Below are 24,754 nucleotides of genomic sequence, written 5' to 3'. Positions count from 1 at the left end.
TTCAGGAAAACATCCTGTTTTCTCCGTTCAGTTTGTTAGGAAAACCAGAATTATCTCTGGTTTTCCCTGAAGCGTTATGACGATTTATCCCACTGGATTTTTAGTCTTTTTTGCTGGCATAAGGGCGAACATATTTCATAATGCACTCAAGTTTTTCGCAAGTTTCCTGCCATTCTCTTTCTGGTTTTGAATCTCTGACTAACCCTGCGCCAGCCTGGAGCCAACAGCGTCCTTTATGCTGATAAAGAGAACGCAGTACCAGCGCAGCATCCAGTCTGCCTGAGTTATCCAATAGCATGACGCAACCACTGTAAAGCCGGCGTGGTTCACCTTCATAACGGGAAATGGCTTGCAAAGATGGTTTCTTTGGTATTCCGGAAGCCGTTACCGCCGGGAATAAGGCAATAAATGCGTCCCAACGATTTTTGTCTGTTTGCAGTAATCCTTTTACTCGCGATGCCAAATGTTGTACCGAACCGCGTTCACGAATAGCCATAAATTCTGATACACAAAGCGTTTCTGCCTGACAAATCGGTGCCAATTCTTCTAATGCTAACTTGGCAGAAACGGCATGTTCAGCGATTTCTTTCGGATCAGAAAGTAAATCTGCCCGTAGCCGTTGATCCTGTTCCTTGTCATGTGTCAATGCCCTTGTGCCTGCCAAGGGTTGGGTGCTGACCCAACCGGAGCCATCTGCCTCAACCACGGTTTCCGGGCTGAAACCGTAAGCAGAGAAATCGTCATCACGTAAGAAGAAAGAGCGGGCAGGGGTGTTAACCTGACGGCCCTGCCAGTAACTATGTGCCATATCAATGTCTGAACCCAGTTCAACTTTGCGTGATAGGATCACTTTTTGATAATCGCCTGTGGCAATATCCTTAACTGCATTCGCCACGTTGTCTTGATAATGTTTTGCGGCGTTTGCTGCGTTGATAATTTCTATCTCTTTTGTCGCCGGGAACGCCGGTGTACCTGCTTGATCAGCTTGTCTGACTTTCTCGCTCAATAAGGCGATCTGGGCTTCTTCAAGTGTTCGTATCAGAACCTGCCCTTGAGTTATGCGCAACTCATGCTGTGGGATAGTGATTTTAATTAATTTTTCATTTTGGTGTTCTAAATATGAATGTTCTGAGGATAAATGTTCTGAGAGTAAGCCATATGTCATATGGGAGAATTCAAACAATGTTCTTCCATAAGCACGCCAGTCTTTGACCGGAATCGCGTTGAGTGCCTGCTCAAGCTTCTGGCTTAAGGTACTGATATCATACGAATGATAATTACCTTGTGAATCAATCAATTGCCCTGCTGCATCTGCACTGATAGTTGCTGCACAACCTATCCCCAATGACCATTCACCTTTTATTTCATAGAGCATACAAGGCTGTGAATCATTGTCTGAAAGCAAGTGAGTGATCAGATCTAATGGCGTGCTGGTAATAGCGATAGTGTGTTCATGATATTGTTGCATTGGGCTTCCGTGCTCTGTTTGTGCCATTTGTACTAACTGGAGTTTGTTGATTTTTCCTACTGCGGTTAAGGGCCAATACGCCACGAATAACCATTGATCAGGGATTTTATGACGCTGAACTCCTTTCTGATGCAAGAATGCTTGCATTTGTGCGGGTTCTGGTTGGTTACCACTCTTTGGCAGGCAGGCGCAAATGCGCTCACCTAATAATTCATCCGGAACAGCGATGACAACTGCGTCATCAATATCTGGGTGTTGTAGCAATAATGTTTCGACTTCTTGCGTCGAAATTTTTTCGCCACTGCGGTTGATCTGTTCTTTAATTCTTCCCTCAACGATCAGGTTGCCATCTGCTGTCATGCGAACCAGATCGCCTGTACGGTAGAATCCGTCAGGGGTGAAAGCGACGGTATTATGCTGTTCTGCTCGGTAATATCCTGTAATGGTGTAAGGGCCTCGTGTAATCAGCTCACCTATATCACCGGGGGCGACAGGTTTCAGGTCAGCATCAACAATTTTGATCTCATCTTCCTCTGATAACGGACGTCCTTGAGTATTGATGATGACTTCGCAGGGATCGTCTAGTCGGGTATAGCAAAGTAATCCTTCCGCTGTACCAAATACTTGCTGCAAAGGGCCAAGGCGTGCCATGACTTGTTCTGCCAGCTCTGGTGTGAGTCTGCCACCACCCACTTGCAGGCAGCGCAGGGATGAAAGGTCGCTTTGTTCCCAGTCGCGAGCCTGCTCCCAGAGCCGGGCAAGAGCCGGTACTAATGCCAGATGTGTCACTTGATGCTGTTCGATCAGCGGCATGGCTTCATCACAGCTAGCGGTATCACTTAGAAGTACACATCCGCCTTGAGAAAGCGTACCCAGAATACCGGGACTGCCTAAAGTAAAGTTATGGGCAACAGGCAATACCGCTAAATAAACGCTTTCAGGATTTACCGAGCACAGGCGGGCAGAAAGCACGAAATCATAGGTATAGGCGTCGTGAGTACGCGGAATTAATTTAGGTGTCCCTGTCGTTCCGCCAGAAAGCAGCAGTACAGCAATATCACCATAACTTGGGCCGGGAATATTGAGTGGTTTATCATCAATGGATGCCAATGCGGTAAATTCTCCGGCTTCTCCATCAACGATAATATGTTTCAGTTCGGGACACGATGCGGCAACTTCTCGCGCCATTTCCCGGTAATCAAATCCATGAATACAATCAGGGATAATATAAGCTACCGGATGCGCAATCTGGCAAAGCGCATGAATATCATGTGCCCGTTGTGTCGGCATTAATAACACTGGGTGAGCACCCAGCCTGAACAGGGCAAAACAAGTGACGACAAAAGAGATGCGGTTAGGCAGTTGTACCATGACGTTATCACCACGGCGTATTCCTTGGTGGAATAATCCGCTGGCGAGCCTTTCCGCAGCTTGATGAAGTTCATGGAAAGTCAGTTGCTCTTCCTGACAGATCAGAGCTGTTTTATCACCCCAGAGACTAGACCATCCGGCAAGTTGTTGATCTAATGTTTTGCCATTCCAAAGATAGTCTGGCGTCATCGTTAGTGTTTTTTCTGGGGTTGAAAAAAGTGCCATTATGCGAACTCCTTTGAATAAACATATTGCATAAATTGTGTGACGTAATGAATAAAACTCTGTGGTTTTTGAGTAATGTAAAAATGGTCGCCGGCAATTTCCTGACAACAATACGAAAGGTTTTGTTTGTCACCTGCAAGCCAGTGATGCCACTGCTGAACTTCCAGAGCTGAAGCCTCTTTGTCTTCATTGCCATAAAGCAGCAGCGTTGGTGTTTGCAGTTTCACTGAATCAGGTTGAATGACATGGTGATAATGCTCAGTAGCAAAAAAATCAGCCCGCAGCATGGGTAAAAACAGCGCAAGCAATCCCGGATCTTCCCGTAAGATCGGGCTACAACCGCCGATATCAATCAGTTGTTCCATGAATTCATGATCAGATAATCCACTCAACTGGCGGCGGGATTGAAGATGGGGTGCATGACACCCCGAAAGTATGAGTGCCTTGGGAGAGCAGTTATGTTGTTCAAGGTGCTGGCAGGTTTCAAAAGCCACCTGAGCCCCCATACTGTGGCCGACCAGAATTAAGTTCTCTCTTTGTGCAGGCGTGAATGACACAATCAGATCAGAAAGTGACTGCGCTAATGGTGCAATTCTGGTGGCAGCTCGTTCATTTATACGGTTGTCACGTCCCGGATAAATGACCAGTGAAACCGCGATGTCTGAATTTTCCAGCGTAGACCATTGGCGGAATGCGCTGCTACTGCCCCCTGCAAAGGGGCAAATTAACAGAGTATATTTGGGTTTGCCGTGAGTCGTCAGGCAAGGACGAATCATCGGGTGTGTAGGGAGTGCCCATACCATCAGTGTTCTTCCTTAGTGAGCATCAGTTGGGTTGGATCAATCCAGACTGGAGCCAATAAATCTTGGGTAACAGGCTCTCCCATAATGCGCAGAATTTGTTGCCATAAACCCGCCAGCCGCAGTTGGTAGCCACAGGAAAAAGCGGGTGGGCAGAGCGCGCCATTTAATACAGAACTCAAGGAGTTGAGTAGAAATGCCACACCGTCAGCGCCATCACATTCAAATGCCGTCATCCAGTTTTGGGTTGCCGGACAAAGAATGTGTGATGTTGTCTGGTGCAGATAAGCGCCATCCGGCTGACTGGCATTCAGATAGAGGCTTTGCTCATTATTCAGATGATTTGGCGCATGAAGAACCGGCGTCCAGATAACCGGCCCATAACTGGCTTCCTGCGTCAGATAACCAACAGGCCAGATCAGCGTCATTTTATGCATAACCAGGTTGTGCATGTCTGGATCTCTGGGATCCAGATAGGATTGAACATTTAACGTTATGGTTGTATCTGCAAAGCGAAGTTCAAAGCAATGAAATGCGTTGCTCCGCTGGCCTGCATAAACGATCTCTATCTCTTCCGGGCAATGGCAGGCTTGTAACAGCAGGTCAAGTGCAGAAAAGAGTAACTGTCGGCTGGTAGTCAGGCAGCCACTTACCGGACGTTGCTGTGATAACTGATTAATTTTTTGTGCCGCATGTAACCAACTCCTGCCAGCATGACATTGGCTGTAAAAGCTATTTACCCAAAACATAGCATCATGTTTGTCAGCGACTGACTGGTGTCTTTTAATGGCTTCTGTATCAAGAGGGTGTTCTTGAATAACTGAAATACCCCTTGCCAGTAATGCCTGGGTTAATTGATCGCCTTTGCCTCCAATAACCTCTGCCCGTATGACGACACAGGCAATATCGATGTCATTCGGCAGCTCATCCAATGAGTGAAATAGCGGCACATTGAAATCACGGGCAAGTTGTTGCGAACGGATACTTCCCTGCGCCAGAATCCCGGCCAGTTCCAGATCCGGCTGGGGTTGTAGAAACGCATTAAGGTACAGCTCGCCAAATTTTGAACCGACAATCAGAACCCGCCGTGGCTTTATCATATATTCTCCTTAACAGGCTCAATAGCTGGAACTGAGTTCAGTATGTTTTTCAGACATGCAACCAGAGAGCCGACATGTTTATATTGGAATAGACTGTAATGATCACCATCAAGTTGTGTCACATTGACCGGCCCGAAGGCTTGCCAGCCAAGATCAGTGGCGGTGATGGTTGTTGGATCGAGGTAATCCATAAAATCAGGTAATGCCTGTACTGCCCGGATAAGGCAGAAAGGTTGTGACGTCTGAGGTGGGCAGTAGTTAAGCAATGCACTCAGGTTATGGTGCCATACGGTATAAAGTGCGGTCAGAGAGTTATTAATCTGGGCAGATTGTGGCAAGGCTTCATGCAGCGCTTGGAGGAATGTTTCTGTGTCAGCTGCGATGATATTGCTATCCAGCGCCAGATCAGGGAATTGGCCCTGTAAATCGAGCAGGAAATGACGATGACAGAATGCCTCATCCAAAATCAGATCGGGGCGCACATTCGGCGCGAAACTATCAATCAGAATGCAGTGAGAAACGCTTTCACCCGCAACCCGTAACTGATGCGCCATTTCATAAGCGACTAATCCACCGAAAGACCAGCCCGCCAAAGCATAAGGCCCTTTAGGCTGGAAGGCCCGGATTTGGTTGATATAGTCAGCAGCCAGTGCAGTAACGGAAGGCTTATCGGTGTTTAAACTCTCTGGCGCAAATGCTAACCCAATCATGCGTCGGGAGTTGAAATGAGCAGCTAAATGGCGATACCCCAGTAGATGCCCGCCAATAGGATGTACGATGAACAACGCAGGTTGCTCTGCGTTTCCCTTGTTCAGTATCACACCCTGACACGTGTTTTCCGGTTGGTGTTCAATAAATTCGGCCAGTGAATGTACAGTATCGTAAGTTTGCAGCAGGCTGAGCGGGTATTGGCGATTGAACGTCTGATTGATTTTCACCATTAATCGCACCGCCGCCAGAGAATCTCCGCCAAGCGTAAAGAAGCTCTCATGCACATTGATGCCTTGTTGCTCTAATACTGACTCCCAAAGGCTTAATACGACTTTCCCTGTCGCGCTGAGAATATCTGATGGTGTTGAATTAACTTCTTGCGCTTCTTCAACCAGAGAAATCAATGTGCGTCGGTCGATTTTACCGTTGTCTGATACGGGGATTGTATCGAGAATAATAAACCGCTGTGGACACATCCAAACAGGCAAGGTCTGCTGTAACCAATGCGGCAATACCGGTAAAAGCGCTGTAGATACTGGCGCCTCGTCAGTTAAACGCAGACCAGCCACAAGTTGTAGTGCACCGGTTGAGGCAGTGTGGGCAAAGACTAATGCTTGCTGTATATCAGGGTGCTCACATAAACGGTGTTCAATTTCACCCAGTTCAATGCGATAGCCACGGATCTTAACCTGATGATCATTGCGCCCTAAAAATTCGATATTTCCGTCAGGTCGCCAGCGTCCTAAATCACCGGTGCGGTAGAGTCGCTCACCCGTTTTAGGGTGCGTGATAAACGCTTGTTCAGTTTTTTCTGAATCAGCCCAATAACCCAGTGCCAGCCCTTGTCCGCCAATATAAAGCTCACCCGTTACCCAAACCGGGCAAGGTGAAAGCGCTGAATTAAGCACATAGAAAGTCTGGTTAGCCAGAGGCTTCCCATAGGGGATGCTGCGCCAATTGGGATCAACTTGTACGATAGGATAAGCGATTGACCATATTGATGCTTCGGTTGCCCCTCCCAAACTGAGAAGGTTCAGCGCAGGGTGGATAGCATGTAATTTTTCCGGCAAATTGGTCGGTATCCAATCACCGCTCATCAATATCCAACGCAGGCTATTCAGAGCGTGTGGATTCAGGTCTTGGGGATAGCTTCGGGCATATTCCTCAAGCAGTTGCACAAATGCCGGAACAGAATTCCAAACAGTAACCGATTCTTGTTGTATCCATGCCAGTAACTTGTCAGGTTGCCGATTGTCACCCGGAGAAGGGATCACCAGTTTTGCCCCGCAGCTCAGCGTGCCGAACAGGTCATAAACTGAGAGATCGAAGGTTAACTCTGATATTGCCAGTACGCTATCGTGTGCATTGAGCGTAATGCGTTGGTTAATATCAAGGATCGTGTTAACGGCTCCTTGATGATCGATCATGACACCTTTCGGTTTTCCGGTAGAGCCGGAGGTGAAGATAACGTAAGCCAAATCTTCAGGTTGTACAGATAAACGTGGCTCGCCAGTATTGACCGATAAGCTGTTCAGTAATGTTTCATCCAGAGAGATAACTTGTACATCGTCAGCCCAGTTTATCTGTTGAGCAAACTGAGGTTGAGTCAGCACAGTATCAACGTTCCCTGATACCAATAGCTGATGGATGCGCTGTTGCGGATAACCGGCATCAATTGGCAGATAAGCGCGTCCAGCTAATAAAATCGCAATAACGGCGACAACTTGCTCCCAGCCTTTTTCCATCACCACGCCAATCAGGGGTGAATCCTGATTTTCCTGTGCTTGCAGATGAGCCGCCAGTGTCAGGCTTTGTGACCACAAAGTACGATAGTCTATCTGACGAGAGGCATCGACTACCGCAGTGTGTTGTGGGTAACGGTTTACTGCCTGTTCAAGTAACGAACAGAGTGTATGGGGTGGAAAAACGTTTTTTGTCGCATTGCTGTTCTGGCATAACGCACGATCATATGTCGGGAGCCAGTCAGGAAGCGGGGCGCTCCATAGGTAATCCGGTTCAAGCAGTGCTGCAATACTGGCTTGATAATGGGCGAACATGTTTTCTGCAACTTGAGGCTGGAACAATTGTGGCAAGATCGCCCACTGTATAGTGACACCACCCTCTGCGCTGGAAATTAGCATGCAGTCGAGATAGACATGGGGCGTTTGCGCACCAAAAAGATTCAGTGTTCCCAACCCGGATGGCCCTTTACCCGCTGTACTGGTTGTATCGTTAAATACGATTGGCATTCCGGCGTTCAGGTTGTGGCGATGCTGATTTTTCTCTCTGAGAACCAGTTGCCCGTCAAACAGCGCGTGTTGAAGATCCGCTAACCACTGTTTTTGTATCCGGCTTGCCGCATCACTGAACCCTGCGATATTGCGTAAATCCACTTCCAGCAATGATGTGGTAGACAAGTTGCCGACTAACATATCGCAATGCTGCGGCATTAACAGGCGGTTGCCATGCAGCACATTGATAGTGAAATGCTCGTTGTTGCTCCATACCGACAAAATATGTGCAAATAGCGTGAGCATCACTTGTGATGGTGATACCCGATGTTCCGCCGCCCGTTGTTGCAAACGCAGCCATTGTTGCGGGGTGATGTACCCTGTCAGACATTGCTGATCGAGCTGTTGTGATTGATGATCTTTCAGTGGTAACACTGGCGCATCAGGAAGTGAAGGTAAGCGATCAAGCCAATATTGTCGGCTCTGTTGCCAGGTTTCTCCCGCTTTTTCATCTTCCAGTGCTTGCATGTAGTCACCAATGGTTGCGGCGGGTGGCTCTGGTTGCCAATCAGGGTCCTGATACCAACGGTGTAAATCACCCAAGATTAACGTCAGACTTTTTCCATCAGCCACCAATAGATCAACGGTCAAATGCAATAAATGTGTCCGGTCATCAGTATGGTACAGCGTTAAATCAAACAACGGCCAGTTGTCGCTGGGAACGCCTTGAGTACGCAGCGTGTCGCGGGCATGATTCAGTTGTGTTTCGCGTTCATTCGGTATCATGTTACGGCAATCAATGACCGTCGGTGTATAGCAGGGAACTTCCGGCAAGATGTGGTATTGCCCGTCCTTCACATAACCGCGCAATTGCGCATGATGGTTTATCACACGATTCCACGCGGTGGTGAAACGAGGCAGATCAAGCCCGTTGACAGCCAGTTCAGCGTAGAAGTGGGCGATACCGTTACCAAATTGGAACAGTTGGCTTTCTCCCAACCAATAAGCATATTGCAGTGCGGTAAGTGGCAAAATCTGCTCTGATACGGGTTCAGCTTGCTGCGGCGTAACCAGTGTCACTGAATTTGTCTCGACAACTTGCAGGGTACGACAAAATTCACTCAGCTTAGGATGGGTGAATAACTGTTGCAGATTTGCCTGCTGGTAACCCTGACGGCGCAGTTGCACCACCATTCGGGTGGCAATTAAGCTGTCACCGCCACTTTGGAAAAAGTCACTGTGGCGCTGTATTGGCTGAGGCAGCAATGAACTCCAAAGCGCAATGACTTGCTGTTCAATAGCATGGAGCTGGTCATCCTCTGTTTCCGGTTGTCCGGTTTCTGTGGTTAACGGTTGTACCATGCTCTCTTTGGTTGTCACTATCAGCGGCAATTGCTCTTGTTGCTGAACATGCAATGAATAAGGCAAGGCAGAAAATTGTGCGGCTATTTCACTGACATTAAGCCGTGCTTGCTGTTCAGCCCGCGCCAGAATCAATTGTTGATGCAGCTCTGGGCCATTTTGTCCCGGCCATTCCAGTGAAACCTGATAACCGGATGTTTCCAAACATTTGCGCCAGTCTGCCAGTTCCAGCAGTGCGCTATCACCCCGATCGTCACTCCAGGCATTAATGCCTTCAATAAATCCGACACTGGCGAGTTGCATGGCACTTTCGCGTTTAGTGGATTCAATGATCAATAACCACCCGCCCGGTTTCAGTAACCGTGACAGACGTTGTAGGGTATTTTTCAGATGGATGGCATCATGTAATACGTTAACCGCCATAATCAGGTCATAACCCGATTCAGGATGCTGACTAAAATCGATACGCTGGTTAATGTCGAACAGGGCGAATTTTACAGTTTCGCCATAGGGATTGAGTAACTGGCGTGCATCATCCAGAAACAGCGGTGAAACATCAGTAAAGTGATAATTTTCAATATATTGTGCATTGTGTTTAAGAACTTTTGCTGATGTAGCGCCCGTTCCTGCCCCTACTTCCAATACGGTGAAATGTTCAGATGTCTGACTCAATTGTTGGATAATTTCAGCCGCAGCGTGGTTCAGGCAACGCAGTGCAGGGTTCTCACTGTAGAGACTGGCTGTTGTCTGTTTATCGGCAAACAGCAGTTCCAGTGCATTGCTTCGTCCGGTAAGCAGAGTGTCATGTTGTTCAATACAGGTTGCAACATATCGGCTGATGGTTTGGCACCACACCGCATCATCCAGTTTTGCTGTAGGAGCAGGAATATGATTAAGCGGCTGCAAACAGCGGTATCCGTCAGCGGTTTTTTCAATCAATCCGTGGTTGTTTAATAATGTCAGCCATTGGGTAAGCAGGCGCTGATACCGTGGCGCAAGTTGCAGACGTTGTTCGATCTCTTCGCGAGCGTGACATTGTTGCGGATAGGTGAACAGGTTATGGCGCAGTAAAGTTCGGCTCAGGCCAAATAATGCTTGTTGCTCAATGTGTTGCCAGGAGCGTTCAAACGATTGTTGTTCTGTAAACGTCGGCAGAGGTAATACATCGGTGTTTATAATCAGCGGTTCTGGCAGCGCTAACGATAAATTATTTTCGGCAACCAGCCATAAATTATAACCTTGTGTATCGTCCTGACGTGGCTGAATTTCTGCTAATCGTATTTCAGGTTTAGCACGCAGATTTTGCTCGGCCTGACGCAATTCAGGATGCTGTGGCCAGAAGTCATAACGTGTATAGCCAGCAGGTGGAATATGCAGGTCATAACATTCCATGTGTTCAGGCTGGCGGCAAATTTGCACTAACAGCGCGTTATAAGCGGCAAACAGCGCTTCAATGATACCCGGCTCTAGCACATCATCCATGCAATACCAGTTAAACAGCAGATCACCATCGACTTCCATAACCTGATGATCCAGCCAGACTTGTGGTGTTTGGCTCAGGACAAAGACCGGATCGCCCAGTAATTGGGTGATGGATTGTTTGATTGCGACACCTTCTTGTGCCATCCCCAACATACTGGTGAAAACGACGGGCGTCAGCGGCTGTCTGTTTTGGGCTTCACCATTTTGCTGGCGACCAAGTTCCCGCAATACCTCAACACCATTGACATGGCTATGGCTCAACCGCTGCCAGAGCAAGGCCTGTGTTTTTTCCATGCTGGCACGCAGGGACGTTGTCTTGCGTAAATCAAAATCCATCAACATGACTGAGGTGAAATCACCAATCAGGTTCTGAACCTCTGGATGGAAAGGTTGCCGGTTAAAGAATGTCAGGTTGAGGGTAAACAGCGGATGACGGCTGTACCATTCAAGAGTATGGGCAAACAGAGTCAACAGGCCGGCAGAAGGCGTCACTCCCCACTTTTTCCAGTTTTGTTTCAGTATCTGCCAGTCAGATTGTGCCAATCGGCCTTCATGAGTCGTGAATTGTGGCTGACTGCGTTGGGGCAGTTGTGGGTTCAACGGTAATCTTGGTGCAGGTGGCAATGAAAGCAATTGTTCCTGCCAATATGCCCATGATGCCCGCCATTCTTTACTTTCACGCTGCGCTTGTTCTGCCACCACGTAGTCACGGAAAGTAAATGTTTGTGGTGCCAGAGGTTGCTGACGATAAGCAAGTTGCAGATCGTCCATCATGATCCGGAAGCTCTGTACGTCAAACTGCAACAAGTCCAGATTCATATGTAAGCGACAACGTTCATTGGGAAGCAACGAAACCGAGACTTCAAACAACGGCCACTGTTCGGCTGGCGGTACTTGATAGGAAAGGGTATGACGACGCTGAGCCAAAGCCTGTTCGCAGGCTGTATCATCCAGCGTACGCAAATCATCCTGTGATAAAACATACCACGGCGTTTCAGGCAGAATTCTTTGTTGTCCCTCTTCATCCACGATCATGCGCAACATGCCATGACGCTGAATTAAAGCATTCCATGCTTTCTCAAAGCGTTGGATATCAAAACTATTCAGTGTCAGATTATTCAGTGTCAGATTATCCAGTGTCAGATCCCATTCAAATAAGACGTGACAGGCTACACCACCAAAATCAATGGCCTGAGTACGGCCAATCCAATAAGCGTGCTGGATGGGTGTCAGAGGGAAGGGCGCATGACGTTGGGAATGGTCAATAATGATTTCAGGCTGAGAAGAAACCACAGGTTGCTCAGGCAATGCGTCGCCAATGAGCGCATTAAGTCCTTTCAGCGTCATATTCTGATAAGCTGATTCAGCGGTTAATCTGAAGCCAAATTGCTGGTGGATGACGGCATTCAGCTCCAGAAATAGCAGGGAATCCAAACCAAGTTGTAGTAAATCCTGTTGTGGTTCCAAACGATCAGGCTGTTCTAATCGCAATAATGTGGCGATACGCTGCCGCAGCCAGTTAAGCCGCTGTTCACTATCCTGAGATAGCGTGTTATTGGCAGGAACTGAAAGAACAGGCGTTGTGACCGCATGGGTAATGTCAGCCTGTAAGCGCCGCAGAATATCAGGATGATGTTCATCTAAGCGCATTGCCAGATAGCAAGGGGATGCGGTACGCAGGGATTGATTGAAATGCCAGATACCCTCATTTGCACTGAATGGTAACATGCCATCTTGCGCCAGCTTTTTGACTAACCGCTGGTCGCTGGCCATACCAATGCCACCCCAGACACCCCAAACCAATGTTTTTACCTTCAATTGAGCCGGTGCTGTAAGCGCTAAAGATTCCAGATAAGCGTTGGCGATGGCATAAGCACCTTGCCCCTGAGCGCCTAACATTGATGCGGCAGAAGCGTGAAGCAGCAAATATTGGGCATTATGTTGCTGAAGCGCCGCTTGCAACGCGGATGCACTCTGAGCTTTGACGGATAACATCTGTGACAGATGCAAACGTTCAAGTTTTGCCAGTTGAGTATGATCAGCAACACCTGCGGCATGAATTGCGCCGGCGATACCATCCTCTTGTGCCAGTGTGTTCACTGCATTCAACAGGGCTGATGTATCAGTAACATCAACGTTGATCCAACGTATTTCACATTCGGTATTCAGTGACAACGCTTGTACAAAATCATCCCAACCTGCATTTTTGCGGCGGGCAAACACGGCAATCTTACGTGCGCCCTGAGCCAGTAACCAACGAATAGAAATCTGACCGATACCGCCCATACCACCGGTAACTATGTGCCAACCCTGATGGGGAATCGATGTCGGTTGTTGCGATAACGACAATGGTTGACGTTGTAAAACAGGGACAGAAACTTGATCCCCGCGCACCCTCAGCCAACGCTTTTGTTTATGATCGTGTTTATTCAGATAACCAAGTGCTAATGATAAAGAATCCGCATTGTTGATATCAGCAATATCGACCGCCTGAATCTGGCGATGGGGATACTCTTCAACCGCAACGCGCAGCAACGCCCAGACAGCGTATTGAGCCGGATTAATATCCGCTTTTGATAAAGTGGTTTCTGGTTGTGCACAGCAGGTGATAACGGTTAACGGTGCTGTTTCATCGCGTTTTAATTCGCTGATGACCTGATCACATAATTCAACAACATCATCGCCTTCAAGCAGTAATAACGTATTTCCGCTGTCAGCCTGTAAATTAATCCCTGCCTGACGCCAATGATGAATCATCTCGTCATTCGCAGTTGAAGAACGGAGAATATATGCCGTTGAAGATCGCGGTTTATCCGCAATGTTTATGGTGCGCCAATGTAGGGCATAGTGTGTATCAGGGCATGGCTGTGGCGCAGGAAGCCATGCTTTTGTAATAGATCGTTTTGTAATAGCGCTTGCGGCCAGAAGCTGACGGGGAAGATCGTCACGATCACTTAGCAACGCAAATAAGCGTTCGCCAGCATGGATTAATGCAGGGAAAGCAGCGAGTAAATTCGCCTCCAATAACCGGCGTTTGGCATATGGCAGCGCACGGTGAGGACGATACATTTTACTGGCTGTTGGCCCGGAAACTTCCTGATAATAACCCTGCTGAACACAGTAGGTTAATAATTGTTCCAGCAAAGGACGCCAGCAAGGTTGCAACCGACCCGCCCGAATAGTGTCGATGGCACTAAAACCTTGTTCAGCAGCACGCCCATGGCATTGATATACCAATGCGTCGGTATACAGCGCCCGCAGTATTGCAGCATCAGAGTTTTGTTCAATAGCCGGATCGATGAGAGAATTGACGTCAAACCCGGTATTGGCATTGGCTGAAAGCGGCACAGGTTTGGCAGCAGAGAAGCTGTAACGTTGCTCATCAAATGGATAAAGCGGAGCATGGCATTTTCCCCCTGTGAACGGGAAAAGATGCGGCCAATCGAGATCTGCCCCGGCACAGTAAAGTTGCAGTAGTGCCGTTTGCTGAGCAGTGTCTGGGGGGCTTTGACGTTGTGTACTGGCAACCCAAGTTTCCCGTGGCAGACGATTACGACGTCCGATCCCTGTTAGCTGTACATCAGCACCGAACTCGACAAATAAGGTAGTACCTTGCTGGCGGGCAAACTCAATGGCTTGATAATAGCGCACAGTTTGACGCATATGGTTACGCCAGTAGTTTGGAGAACCTAATTGCTCATTAGTGGCAATATCCGCTGTCAGGGTAGAAATGAGCGGAATGTCTCCCGAGGCAGGCTGTAATCCGTTACAGCGCTGGGAAAATGTATCCAGAACCGAATCAAGCATGGCTGAATGAGCGGCACAGGCAATATTAAGACGCTGGCAGCGAATCTGTTGCTGTCCCAAACGTTGTGCCAGAATATCGATTTCTGTCTCTGTACCTGCCCAAACCCAGTGTTGTGGGCCATTGCAAACCGCCAGATCCAATGCCAGTGAGTGAGTAAAGGGAAGAATATCTTCTTCGTCGGCAAAAACCGCCAGCATCGCTCCTTCTTGGGAACAGCTTTGCATCAGTCTGCCTCGTACTATGACTAACGGCATTACTTGTTCAGGCGTGAAAATACCGGCAACAACGGCAGCGGCGAATTCTCCGACAGAGTGCCCCAGCACATAATCAGGCTGTAATCCAAGTGCCCGCCAATGTGCCGCCAGCGCAATTTGATGCGCCACAATTGCCGGTTGTGCGTATTCTGTGGTAGCCAACGCCGTATCATGCTCGCCAAACATCACTGCTTTTAATGGCAGTGCCAACTCAGATGCACAGGCAGCACAACAACGATCCAACATAGCGGAGAAAACAGGAGAACTGTCATACATGGCTTTTCCCATGCCCGACCATTGACAACCCTGACCGCTGAATTGCCAAAGTTGCTTGCTGCCGTTATTGATTTGCCCGCTAAACATGTCTGGTGTCGGGCGACTGTCCGCAAAGGCGGATAAGCTTGCAGCGCTTTGTGGCGTTAATGTCAGGGCTAAACGCCAGGGGAGTGAAAGATCACGCCCTTGCAATGCAGTCCAGGCCAGATCGGCATGATGTTCCGGGGCATCATTAAGTGCGGTTGCGTAACGTTGTGCCAATTGACGCAATGAGGATTCAGAAGCCGCAGAGAGCAGTAAAGACGAAGTTTGCGGATGATTGGCGCGGTGACGAAGTAATTCTTCTGGTAATGATTGCACCACGATATGACAGTTGGTGCCACCAATACCGAATGAAGAAACGCCGGCGGTACGTAACTCTTGCGTCCAGTGCTGCCCTTGTGTTGCCAGCCTGAATGGGCTTTCTTCCAGCCGCAATGCCGGATTTGCCTGCTGTACATTGATTGTGGGCGGAATGTAGCCATGCCAGACGGACAGAACCGTTTTGATCAAGCTGGCAATGCCTGCGGCAGTATCAAGATGGCCTATATTGCTTTTCACTGAGCCGAGATAACAAGGCGGAACTGCCGCACTACGATCAGAGAATATGCTGCGTAATGCGTTAACTTCTATTGGATCGCCGAGGGGCGTTCCGGTGCCATGTGCTTCAATCATGCCGACATCATCAATACTGACATCTGCCAGTTGTAATGCTTCAGTAATAACGCTGCGCTGACCACTAACCGAAGGTGCAGTAAAGCCTACTTTTTCGTTGCCATCGTTATTAATTGCACTGCCACGCAATACCGCCATGACGGGATCGCCATCGCGTAAGGCATCGCTCAGGCGTTTTAGTGTGACAACACCGACACCATTACCACCGTAGGTGCCATTGGCCTGACTGTCAAAAGGACGGCAATGTCCATCAGGCGAGAAGATCATGCCGGGTTGATACAAATAACCACTTTCTTGTGGGAAAGAAACTGCCACGCCACCAGCCAGTGCCATATCACATTCACCGGCACGCAGGTTCTCACAAGCCATATGCACGGCAACCAGTGAACTTGAACACGCCGTTTGTACCGTGAGTGCAGGCCCTTTCAGGTTTAATTTATAGGCCGTACGCGTTGCAAGATAATCTTTATCGTTACTGATTAATGCTTGTAGCCCTTTAACCTTGCCGATATCGGTCATGGTGAATTGTGACCATGAAGGCCAGGTGCTGATCCGGCTACTGCCGAAAACACCTGTTTTCAGGCGGACATTACGCGGCGCATAACCCGCATGTTCAAGAGCATGCCAGGCTGTTTGAAGAAACAGACGCTGTTGAGGATCGAGCATCTCTGCTTCCTGACGTGAATAGCCAAATAACGTCGCGTCAAATTGTTCCGCATTCTCCAGTATCGCGGCCTGATTGACAAAGTTTTCATTATCAATGAGTTCAGGAGGAATACCTGCATCCAATAATGTTTGGCGAGAGAGTGCAGCAGTACACTCAATCCCGTTTTGCAGGTTACGCCAGAAAGCATGGCTATCTGGTGCCTGCGGAAAGCGGCAGGCAAGGCCAATCACTGCGATGGGATCACAATTATCGTAGTGAGGCGTTAAATCAGTCATTGTGCAGCTCCTTTATGACGTTTTTCCCGTTGTTGCAGACGCTTTTGTTGTTGACGCTGACGAGGGGTAACCGATGGCTGATTTCCGGCTTGTGCGTCTTGTCGGCAGCGTAAGCTGAGTGTCTCTGGTGTTGGATAAGCAAATAAATCAGTAACGGCAAGATGATGAAAACCCGCATGTTGTAATGTGCTGTGCAATTGAATTAGCTGTAGCGAGTTGGCTCCTGCCTCAAAAAAGTTTTGTTGTGCATCAATGGGATGATGGGTTACGGCTAAAAACAGGCGTTGAATCTCGCTGCATGTTTTGCTGCATAGCGTCGGATTGAATCCTTCCGAACGGGGTGATGGCGCAATAACCGCAGAAGCGTTATCTTCAACCGGTTTGAAAGGATTTGTGCATTGCTGACGTGGCATCAGTTGTTCCAATGCTGAATGCCAACTTTCTGGTTGTGCAGCGAGGGTACGCAATAGCGCGATATAGCTGTTGAACATGTTTTTTAATTGGTGCGGTTCAAATAATGCCTCGACAGCATCCCAGTTCAGGCAGAGTTCATTGTCAGATTCGTAAACCTGATGATCCAGCCAGATTTGTGGCGTTTGCGAGATACCCCAAACCGGTTTCATCCATGATGAATGTGAAAGGAATTGCCCTTCATGGGTTCCCAAAGCACTGGTGAAAACGACCGGCATCACGGCCGCATCGGGGCCACGTTGTTGCGCCAGTTCACGCATCACTCTGATGGCTGAAATATGACGGTGATCCAGATCCTGCCATAACTGTTGTTGCAGCCGACGTGCGCTTGATAACCAATTGTTTTCCGGGCGCCACGCCAGTAGTGACAGTGAAGTGAAATCACCCAGAATGTGATTAATGTCTTCATGCCAATGCGGACGATCGAAAAGGGTAAGATTGAGGGTTAACTCCGGTCTGGTGCTGAATGCAGACAGAACAGCCGCGTAAGCTGAAATTAAAAGTGCAGAAGGGGTTATCTGATGGAGAGCAGCATATTGCTTTAGCTGATTCCATTCATGTGCAGATAAACGATCGCTATAACGCACAAAACGCGGGGATTGAACATGTTCCGGTGCAACACGCAATGGCAATTGCGGAGCCAGTGGTAATGTTTTCACTTGCTCCTGCCAATATTGTAGTGAACCCTGATGGGCCGGCGTTTTTTGCTGGCGTAGCACACAATCCCTGAATGTGACTTTCAAAGGCGGCAACTCACGTTGCTCGTCGAGATATAACTGTTCTAATTCAGCCAGCAATATCTGCATGCTCAACCCGTCTAACAGCAAATTATCCAGACTGACAAATAGCCGGGAGACAAGGCTGTTGTCTTGTGCAAGCTGGAAATCGAACACAGGCCAGTGGCTGGCATCTAATATCTGATGTGACAGACGTTCGCGTAATGTGTCTGCTTCAGTAATATCAGTAAATTGGTGTTGTCTGACTGAGAATATTGGAACATCTTTCAATATCTGTTGCTGTCCGTTGATAACAACCGTTCTCAGCACAGGATGGCGCTGGATCAGGCGATTTAACACTCGATTCAGGCGCTGAATATCTAACTGCTCTATCCGGTATTCGATAAAGAAATGCGCACCAACGCCACTCAGGGTAAAACCAGAATGACGCCCGACCAGATAAGCTTGCTGAACTTCGGTTAACGGGAAAGGCTGATATTCATCTTGTTCTGCTGATGTTGAGTACGCTTCTGATGAAGTTTCAGACAGAGGAACAAGTGTAGAAGCGAACGCTGCTAATTGCGGGTGACGGAACAGGTGACTGAGTTCGCCTTTAAGACCTTGTTGTGCCAGTTCACCAATCAAACGTGTAGCTAAAAGACTATCACCGCCAAGTTGGAAAAAGTCGCAGTGACGACTTAATTGTTCCGCATTCAGCAGGCGTTGCCAAATGTCGGCAACGGTTTGTTCCACCGTATTCAACAAGGTAGTTTCATTCTGATGCGGCACTTCTGTTTTTGTCGCGGACTGCAAGTTTTGTGCCAGTGCCTTGCGATCAATTTTGCCGTTAGGGGTCAGGGGCAGACGAGGAATCACATGTAAGCGTTGTGGGATCATATATCCCGGCAAATGTTGTGCCAGTACAGATTTAATTTTTTCTCGATCAGGAATAGCAACACTGTCACTGGATTGCATCAACAACACATTAAGATTACCAACGGTAATGGGGGTTTCTGCCTGAAGTGGAAGAAGCGATAACCACTGTGATGCAGAGCGCAGTTGAATACCGTGAGGTGAGAGCAGCTCAGTTGTGATCAGAGAGACAGGCGATGCTTGTTGCAATTCCATTGCCAATACCAACGCGCCTGATTGTGCCAGAGGGATTAATGCGTTGAGGCAACTTGCAGGATCTTCCTCGCGGTGCAATACATTGTTTAGCAGGATAATATCTGCCTGATGCTGTAGCGACTCAGGAATTTGTTCAGGCCAGCCTTTTTTTGACCAATACTGTACTGATGCGTGAGTATAATTACGTAACCGTGTTTGCATCTGATTCATCAGGGCCTGAGAGCGTTCAAAGCCGAGATAAGACAAATGCTGGTCAGTAACGTGTTCTGCCAGCCACTGAGCACAAAGGCCGCTGCGGGCGTCGAACTCCATCAAAGTAACAGGGCGTTGTAAGCGTTGGGAGAGGGCAATGATTACCTGTTTTAATCCTGCCAGCCATTGCTGGGTTTCGGGTAGCGCAAAAAGCTGTTGTTCCGGTGCAAATTGCGAATCATCCAGTAACGTTACTGCCGATTGTTGTCCGGTAAGAATATTACGCAGAATAGAATGCCAGCGCTCCGGGATGTATCCTGCTTCATGATTGAATGAAGAGGGTGGCAGAACAGCCTGATATGCGTGATGTGCTGTTTCAACCAATTGCGTCTTTTCAACCAAATAATGGCATTGGCAAAGATACGCCAACATACGGGCAAACCAGCCATGATATTCCGCTTGAGGCTGGTAATGTTTCAGACAATCGGTGAGCGATTGCGGTGAAGCAAACGTAATACCGTGGCGGGATAAATGTTCCAGCAAAAATATTGCAGTTTGATGTTCACTGTTATTGTGATCATGGGTGACAGCCTGCATTGCAGGAAACAGATCACGATAGTTTGCAGGCAACTGCGGAGCACGATTTACACGTTGGCATAACGCATTACCTTCCAACTCAAGGAATGCCACCAATGATTTCTCTTTTTCACCGCTGGTTAAGGCAACTCCTTTACTGATGCCCATGATTTGATTGAGGGCTGCATCAATTTCTCCCAGCTCAATTCGATATCCCCCGATTTTGACTTGGTTATCGCGGCGTCCGATAAATTCAAGCCAGCCTTCGGGATGGTAACAACCCAGATCACCGGTTCGATACCAGCGCTCTCCCTGATAGGTGACGAATTGAGCGGAAGTGCGTTCTTCATCATTAAAATAGCCTAATGCGACACCCGCACCACCAATCCAAAGTTCACCGACAACCCAGTCCGGGCAATCACGCCCATTTTCACCAACGACACGGTAACGCTGGTTTGCTAAAGGATAACCATAAGGAATAGAGCGCCACTGTGTTTCAACTTCTTTGACGATATATTCATTCGACCAGATAGCGGCTTCCGTTGCGCCCCCCATTGCACTTAACACGCCATCAGGGTTGAACGCACGGTAACGCCCAGGCAATGACAATCCGATCCAATCCCCGGACAACATGACGGTACGAAGGGTTTTCGGTGCATCGACCTCCATGCCCTCACAATAAGTCAGTAACATATCAAACAGCGCCGGCACGCTGTTCCACAACGTAACGTGATGATGTTTGATCAGCATTTCCCAGGTTGACGGGTCACGGCGCTGGGTTTCTCTAATTAATACCAGCGCCCCTCCGGCACTGAGAATGCCAAAAATGTCATAAACCGAGAGATCGAAATGCAGGGCAGAGAGTGCCAGTAACCGATCACGACTGTGGACCTGATGACGGCGATTGATGTCCAGACAGGTATTGAGAGCGCTTTGATGGCTGATAACCACGCCTTTTGGCATTCCGGTTGAGCCGGAGGTATAGATGATATAAGCCGGATCGGTCACAGCACGTTCAGCCATGTTTGCTAAAGGCAGTAATTGCTCATCCTGATGCCAGAAAATGCAGTGTACATCTTGTGACCAAGCTTCATTTTGCTGTTCAGAATCAATGATAACGACATTGATCCCGGCACTTTCACAGATAGCACGGCGTCGGTTTAATGGCTGATCAACAGGAACCGGAACGTAAATACCGCCGACATAAAGGATTGCCAATACCGCCACAATTTGTCCGATGCCCTTTTCCATGCTAACGGCAACACGGTCTCCCGGCATAACCGGCATTTTTTGCAGCACGGTGGCTAATCGGCGGGCAGCTAAACTTAATTCGCCATAACTCATTTTTTTATCATGAGTTACCAAAGCAACCGCATTGGGTGTGCATTCTGCTTGCCTGAACACACCCTCATGCAGCAGGGCATTGGGTAGTGGTTCAGCCGTATTATTGATTTGGTGTCGCAGATGGTATTGCGATTCAGGCATCAGATCCGGCAGTGTTTCATTCCACTGCCCGGCGTTTTCTGTCAGATGCTCAATAAGCCCCTGATAGGCAGCGAATAAGGTATCCATTAAACCATCAGGGAAGAGTTCATCGTTACTATCCCACTGAATATTCAGTGAGTTTTTATGTTCAAAGACGACGAAATCCAGCCATACCTGCGGTGTTTGTGATCTTCCCCAACTTGGTTTTCCCAGAACATCACGGGTATTTTCACCATATAAAGGCCGGCCTAAATTGCTGGTAAACACAATTGGCGCGCCGTGTGGGTGGTTACCCCGTTTTTTGAGTTCACGCAGAACTTCTATACCAGACCAGTGACGATGTTCGTAGGCTTCGGCAAAGGTTGCCTGTGCATTCTGAGCCAGTTGGCAGAACGGTAAATGATCACCGGGAATATCCAACAGCAGGATGTTGGTAAAATCAGCTAACATATTGTCAACCGCGCTATGCAGCGGGGATCTGTCAAATAGCGTTAAATTGAACAACAAACGTGTTGCGTCATCCTGTGTTGTATTGCTCCAACGGCACAATAAAGCGGCAAATGCGGTCGCTAACGCCATCGTTGGCGTCACACCGTTTTGTTGGGCAAGTTGCTTAAAACGTTTCCAATGTTCAGGGGACAAACGAAAACATCTGCGCTGAATCCGGACGTTTTTTATTAAGGAAGGCTCCCGGGCCAGAGGAAGCTGAGGAGCAAGTGGCAAATCGTCTAACCGATTACGCCAGAATGCTTCTGCTTCCTGTCGGGCTTGCTTAAATTGGGCCTGATATTGTGTCAGATAGCTGCAAAAATCATAGTCAGAAGCAATTACAGGTAAACTGCGCTTGGCAATTAATGCCGCGAGTTCAGTGAAGAACTGACTAAAACTGGCGGCATCCATGACCAGCAGATCGATATTAGCATGCAGCCGATGTTGATTATCACCAAGCAGGCTCAGTTGAATATCGAAAGTCTCTCCTTTTTCAACCTGTAATACCCGATGGCTCAGTTCCTCACGTATGTCGTCCAGTGCTTGTCGCTGTTCATTAACTGGTAGGTTACGCAAATCGTGAACAGTTAATTTTTTCCAGTAAGCACGGGTCATACCTTGTTGACGACCATCCGGCAAAAAACGGACACGTAGCATTGGATGTCGCTGAATCAGCGCATGAATAGCGGCTTCCAACTGTTCAGGCTTCAACCCAATGCCATCAAATTCCTGATACAGGTGGCAACTTACTCCCCCCAACGTTTGTTCTGGTGAACGCCCGACAAAATAAGCATGTTGCACTGCCGTCAATGGGAAGGGTCGGGCATCTGCAATCAGTGGCTGTGGCGTTGCTTCTTGGGGTACTGTTTGAGCAATAGGGGTATCGCGTTGCAGAAGCTGACTCCAATCGTGCAGTGTTGGCTTTTGGTAAAGCTCACGCAATGTAACCCGATGCCCTTGGCGTCTAAACTGGTTTAGCAGAGCCATTATTTGCATTGAGTCCAGTCCACTGCGAATTAAATCGTCGTTATCGCCCACCAGAATATTTTTTTGATTCAACAGGCCAGATATAAGCTGACGCAGTGAATCAGGAGAGAGAGAGTCAGTGTGCATGAAGAAATCCTATAAAAATGGCAGTAACGTAATAAGTCAAAGAATGGGTGGGTTACACCTACACCTTATTCGGGTGTAGATACCAATTCGGGTTTAAGTGCCAATGCTCTTCTGAACCAAGGTGATTTTTCCAAAGGGACTGATAAAGCGGGCAACGTTTCAGTAATTCATCATGGGTGCCGCTATCACAAAGATGCCCATGATCCATCACCAATATTTGATCAGCGCGGGTTATCGTGCTTAACCGATGGGCAATAACAAAGACCGTTTTGTTCTGGGTAAGAGAATCAAACGCTTCTTGTATCAATCGCTCATTTTCGGGGTCCAGAGAAGCGGTTGCTTCGTCCAGAAATAAGACGGGAGACTGTTTTAGCATAGCGCGGGCAATCGCAAGCCGTTGACGCTCACCACCAGACAACGTACCGCCATCCACACCTAAAGGCGTATCGTATCCTTGTGGTAAGGCCATAATCGTGTCGTGAATATTGGCAAGGCGGGCAGCCTGTTCCAGCTCCGATTGCGTTGCATTGGGATTACCCAAACGGAGATTATTCGCGACAGTATCCTGAAAGAGCGCCGTTTCCTGGAACACCATTGTCACGGTGTCATACAGTGCCTGAGTCTGGTAATGATGGATATTATTCCCGCCCAGACGAATTTCACCTTTATCCAGTTGATAGAAAGAGAGCAATAAATAGGCCAGTGTAGATTTACCACTGCCGCTTGGTCCCACAATGGCGGTCATGCTGCCTTGTGGCGCATAGAATGAAACGTTTTGGATAGCGGGTTGGTTAGTGCCTGAATAGCTGAATGAGATGTTATTAACTTCAACATCATATTGGATTGGTGCTGCCAGTGGCCCGGAAACTTGCGTTGCAACTGCTTCTATCTCTGCAATATGTGTTTCGCCGACTTGTGTCAATGCAGTCACATTGATCAGGGGAATAATCCCGCGCAGAGGGGTAATCGTGGCAAACAACAGCAGGATCGTGATGAGCATCTCTGGAAGTGTGAGAGCTTCCGGTGCAGTAAAGCGCAGAGCGCCGGCCAGAATGCCAACCACCACGCTGGTATCAATGACGATGTAGAACAGGCTCAGTAGCGGTATGCTTTTGAATATGCCACGGCGGAATGCAACACGCATTTGCTCAATTTCTCGGTCAAAACGTTGCTCAACCGTTGTCGTCGCCGCGGCCGCGCGGATAAAGGCCATGCCTTGAGCGTATTCTACGATCGCCTCGGATACATCAGCCATCATCGCTGCCCGCCTGCGCAGTATTTCATTGAGTTTTTGACGGATAGCGACCAAGATGAGTAGTCCGACCGTCAATACCAAGAGTGCACTGCCTGCAACAACCCAATCGAACCAGAATAAAGCCAGATAGATAAGGGCCAGCATCATAATCTGGCAGACAATTTGTGGCGTGGTATAGGCTGACTGATTTTCCTGCCATTGCACATCTTCGGATAACGTCAGCGCTATTTTTCCGGCACTTAAGCCCCGAATGGTCGCTACGGACATACCAACAAGCCGTTGTAGCAAAGTGCGACGGATCTCGATGCCCAGTCCATAAGCGGCGATGGTGAGTTTACGTAATGCGCGAGTCATAAAAGCGAACCGCAGCAATAGCAAAATAACCAATAATGTCAGAGTAATCAGTGGCAGCATACCGTTGCCACTTTCCCCGCCACTTTTGTCTAAATGAGTAATAGCCCAGGCAGCGATAGCCAGTTGGGCCATAATCGCAATGGTATCAAATTGCTTATATAACAACCCACGGAACCAAACTTGTTGTAGTTTTGGTGGCAGGTGTTGCCGGAGGCGATTAAATAATCCCAT

6 protein-coding genes are annotated in these 24,754 nt (G+C 48.3%); all 6 read right to left on the bottom strand.

From position 1 onward, the window contains the following. Window positions 1-100: 100 nt before the first annotated feature. Genes AB204_RS23830 through AB204_RS00090 form a run of 6 tightly spaced genes read right to left on the bottom strand, consistent with a single transcriptional unit; the run spans window position 101 to window position 24,754 of the window. Window positions 101-3,028 (bottom strand): salicylate synthase, encoded by a 2,928-nt coding sequence (locus AB204_RS23830; RefSeq protein ID WP_047961387.1) that lies wholly within the window; start codon window positions 3,026-3,028, stop codon window positions 101-103. A gap of 35 nt (window positions 3,029-3,063) precedes the next feature. Continuing rightward, window positions 3,064-3,840 carry a thioesterase II family protein gene (locus AB204_RS00110; RefSeq protein ID WP_047961386.1) on the bottom strand — a complete coding sequence of 259 codons (777 nt, stop codon included), beginning with the start codon at window positions 3,838-3,840 and terminating at the stop codon, window positions 3,064-3,066. A gap of 26 nt (window positions 3,841-3,866) precedes the next feature. Then, window positions 3,867-4,964, bottom strand: coding sequence for a Gfo/Idh/MocA family oxidoreductase (locus AB204_RS00105; protein WP_047961363.1), 1,098 nt, complete (start codon window positions 4,962-4,964; stop codon window positions 3,867-3,869). Next, entirely contained in the window at window positions 4,961-16,744 is an 11,784-nt protein-coding gene (locus tag AB204_RS00100; protein ID WP_047961362.1) for a hybrid non-ribosomal peptide synthetase/type I polyketide synthase, read from the bottom strand. Before AB204_RS00100 ends, AB204_RS00105 begins: the two co-directional genes overlap by 4 nt. Further along, entirely contained in the window at window positions 16,741-22,914 is a 6,174-nt protein-coding gene (locus AB204_RS00095) for a non-ribosomal peptide synthetase (protein WP_047961361.1), read from the bottom strand. Before AB204_RS00095 ends, AB204_RS00100 begins: the two co-directional genes overlap by 4 nt. A 58-nt stretch (window positions 22,915-22,972) precedes the next feature. After that, window positions 22,973-24,754: an ABC transporter ATP-binding protein gene (locus AB204_RS00090; protein WP_047961360.1), complete on the bottom strand. Its 1,782-nt coding sequence runs from the start codon at window positions 24,752-24,754 to the stop codon at window positions 22,973-22,975.

The sequence above is a fragment of the Xenorhabdus khoisanae genome, assembly GCF_001037465.1.
Classification (GTDB): Bacteria; Pseudomonadota; Gammaproteobacteria; order Enterobacterales; family Enterobacteriaceae; genus Xenorhabdus; species Xenorhabdus khoisanae.
This window is presented reverse-complemented; position numbering and strand designations above follow the sequence as displayed.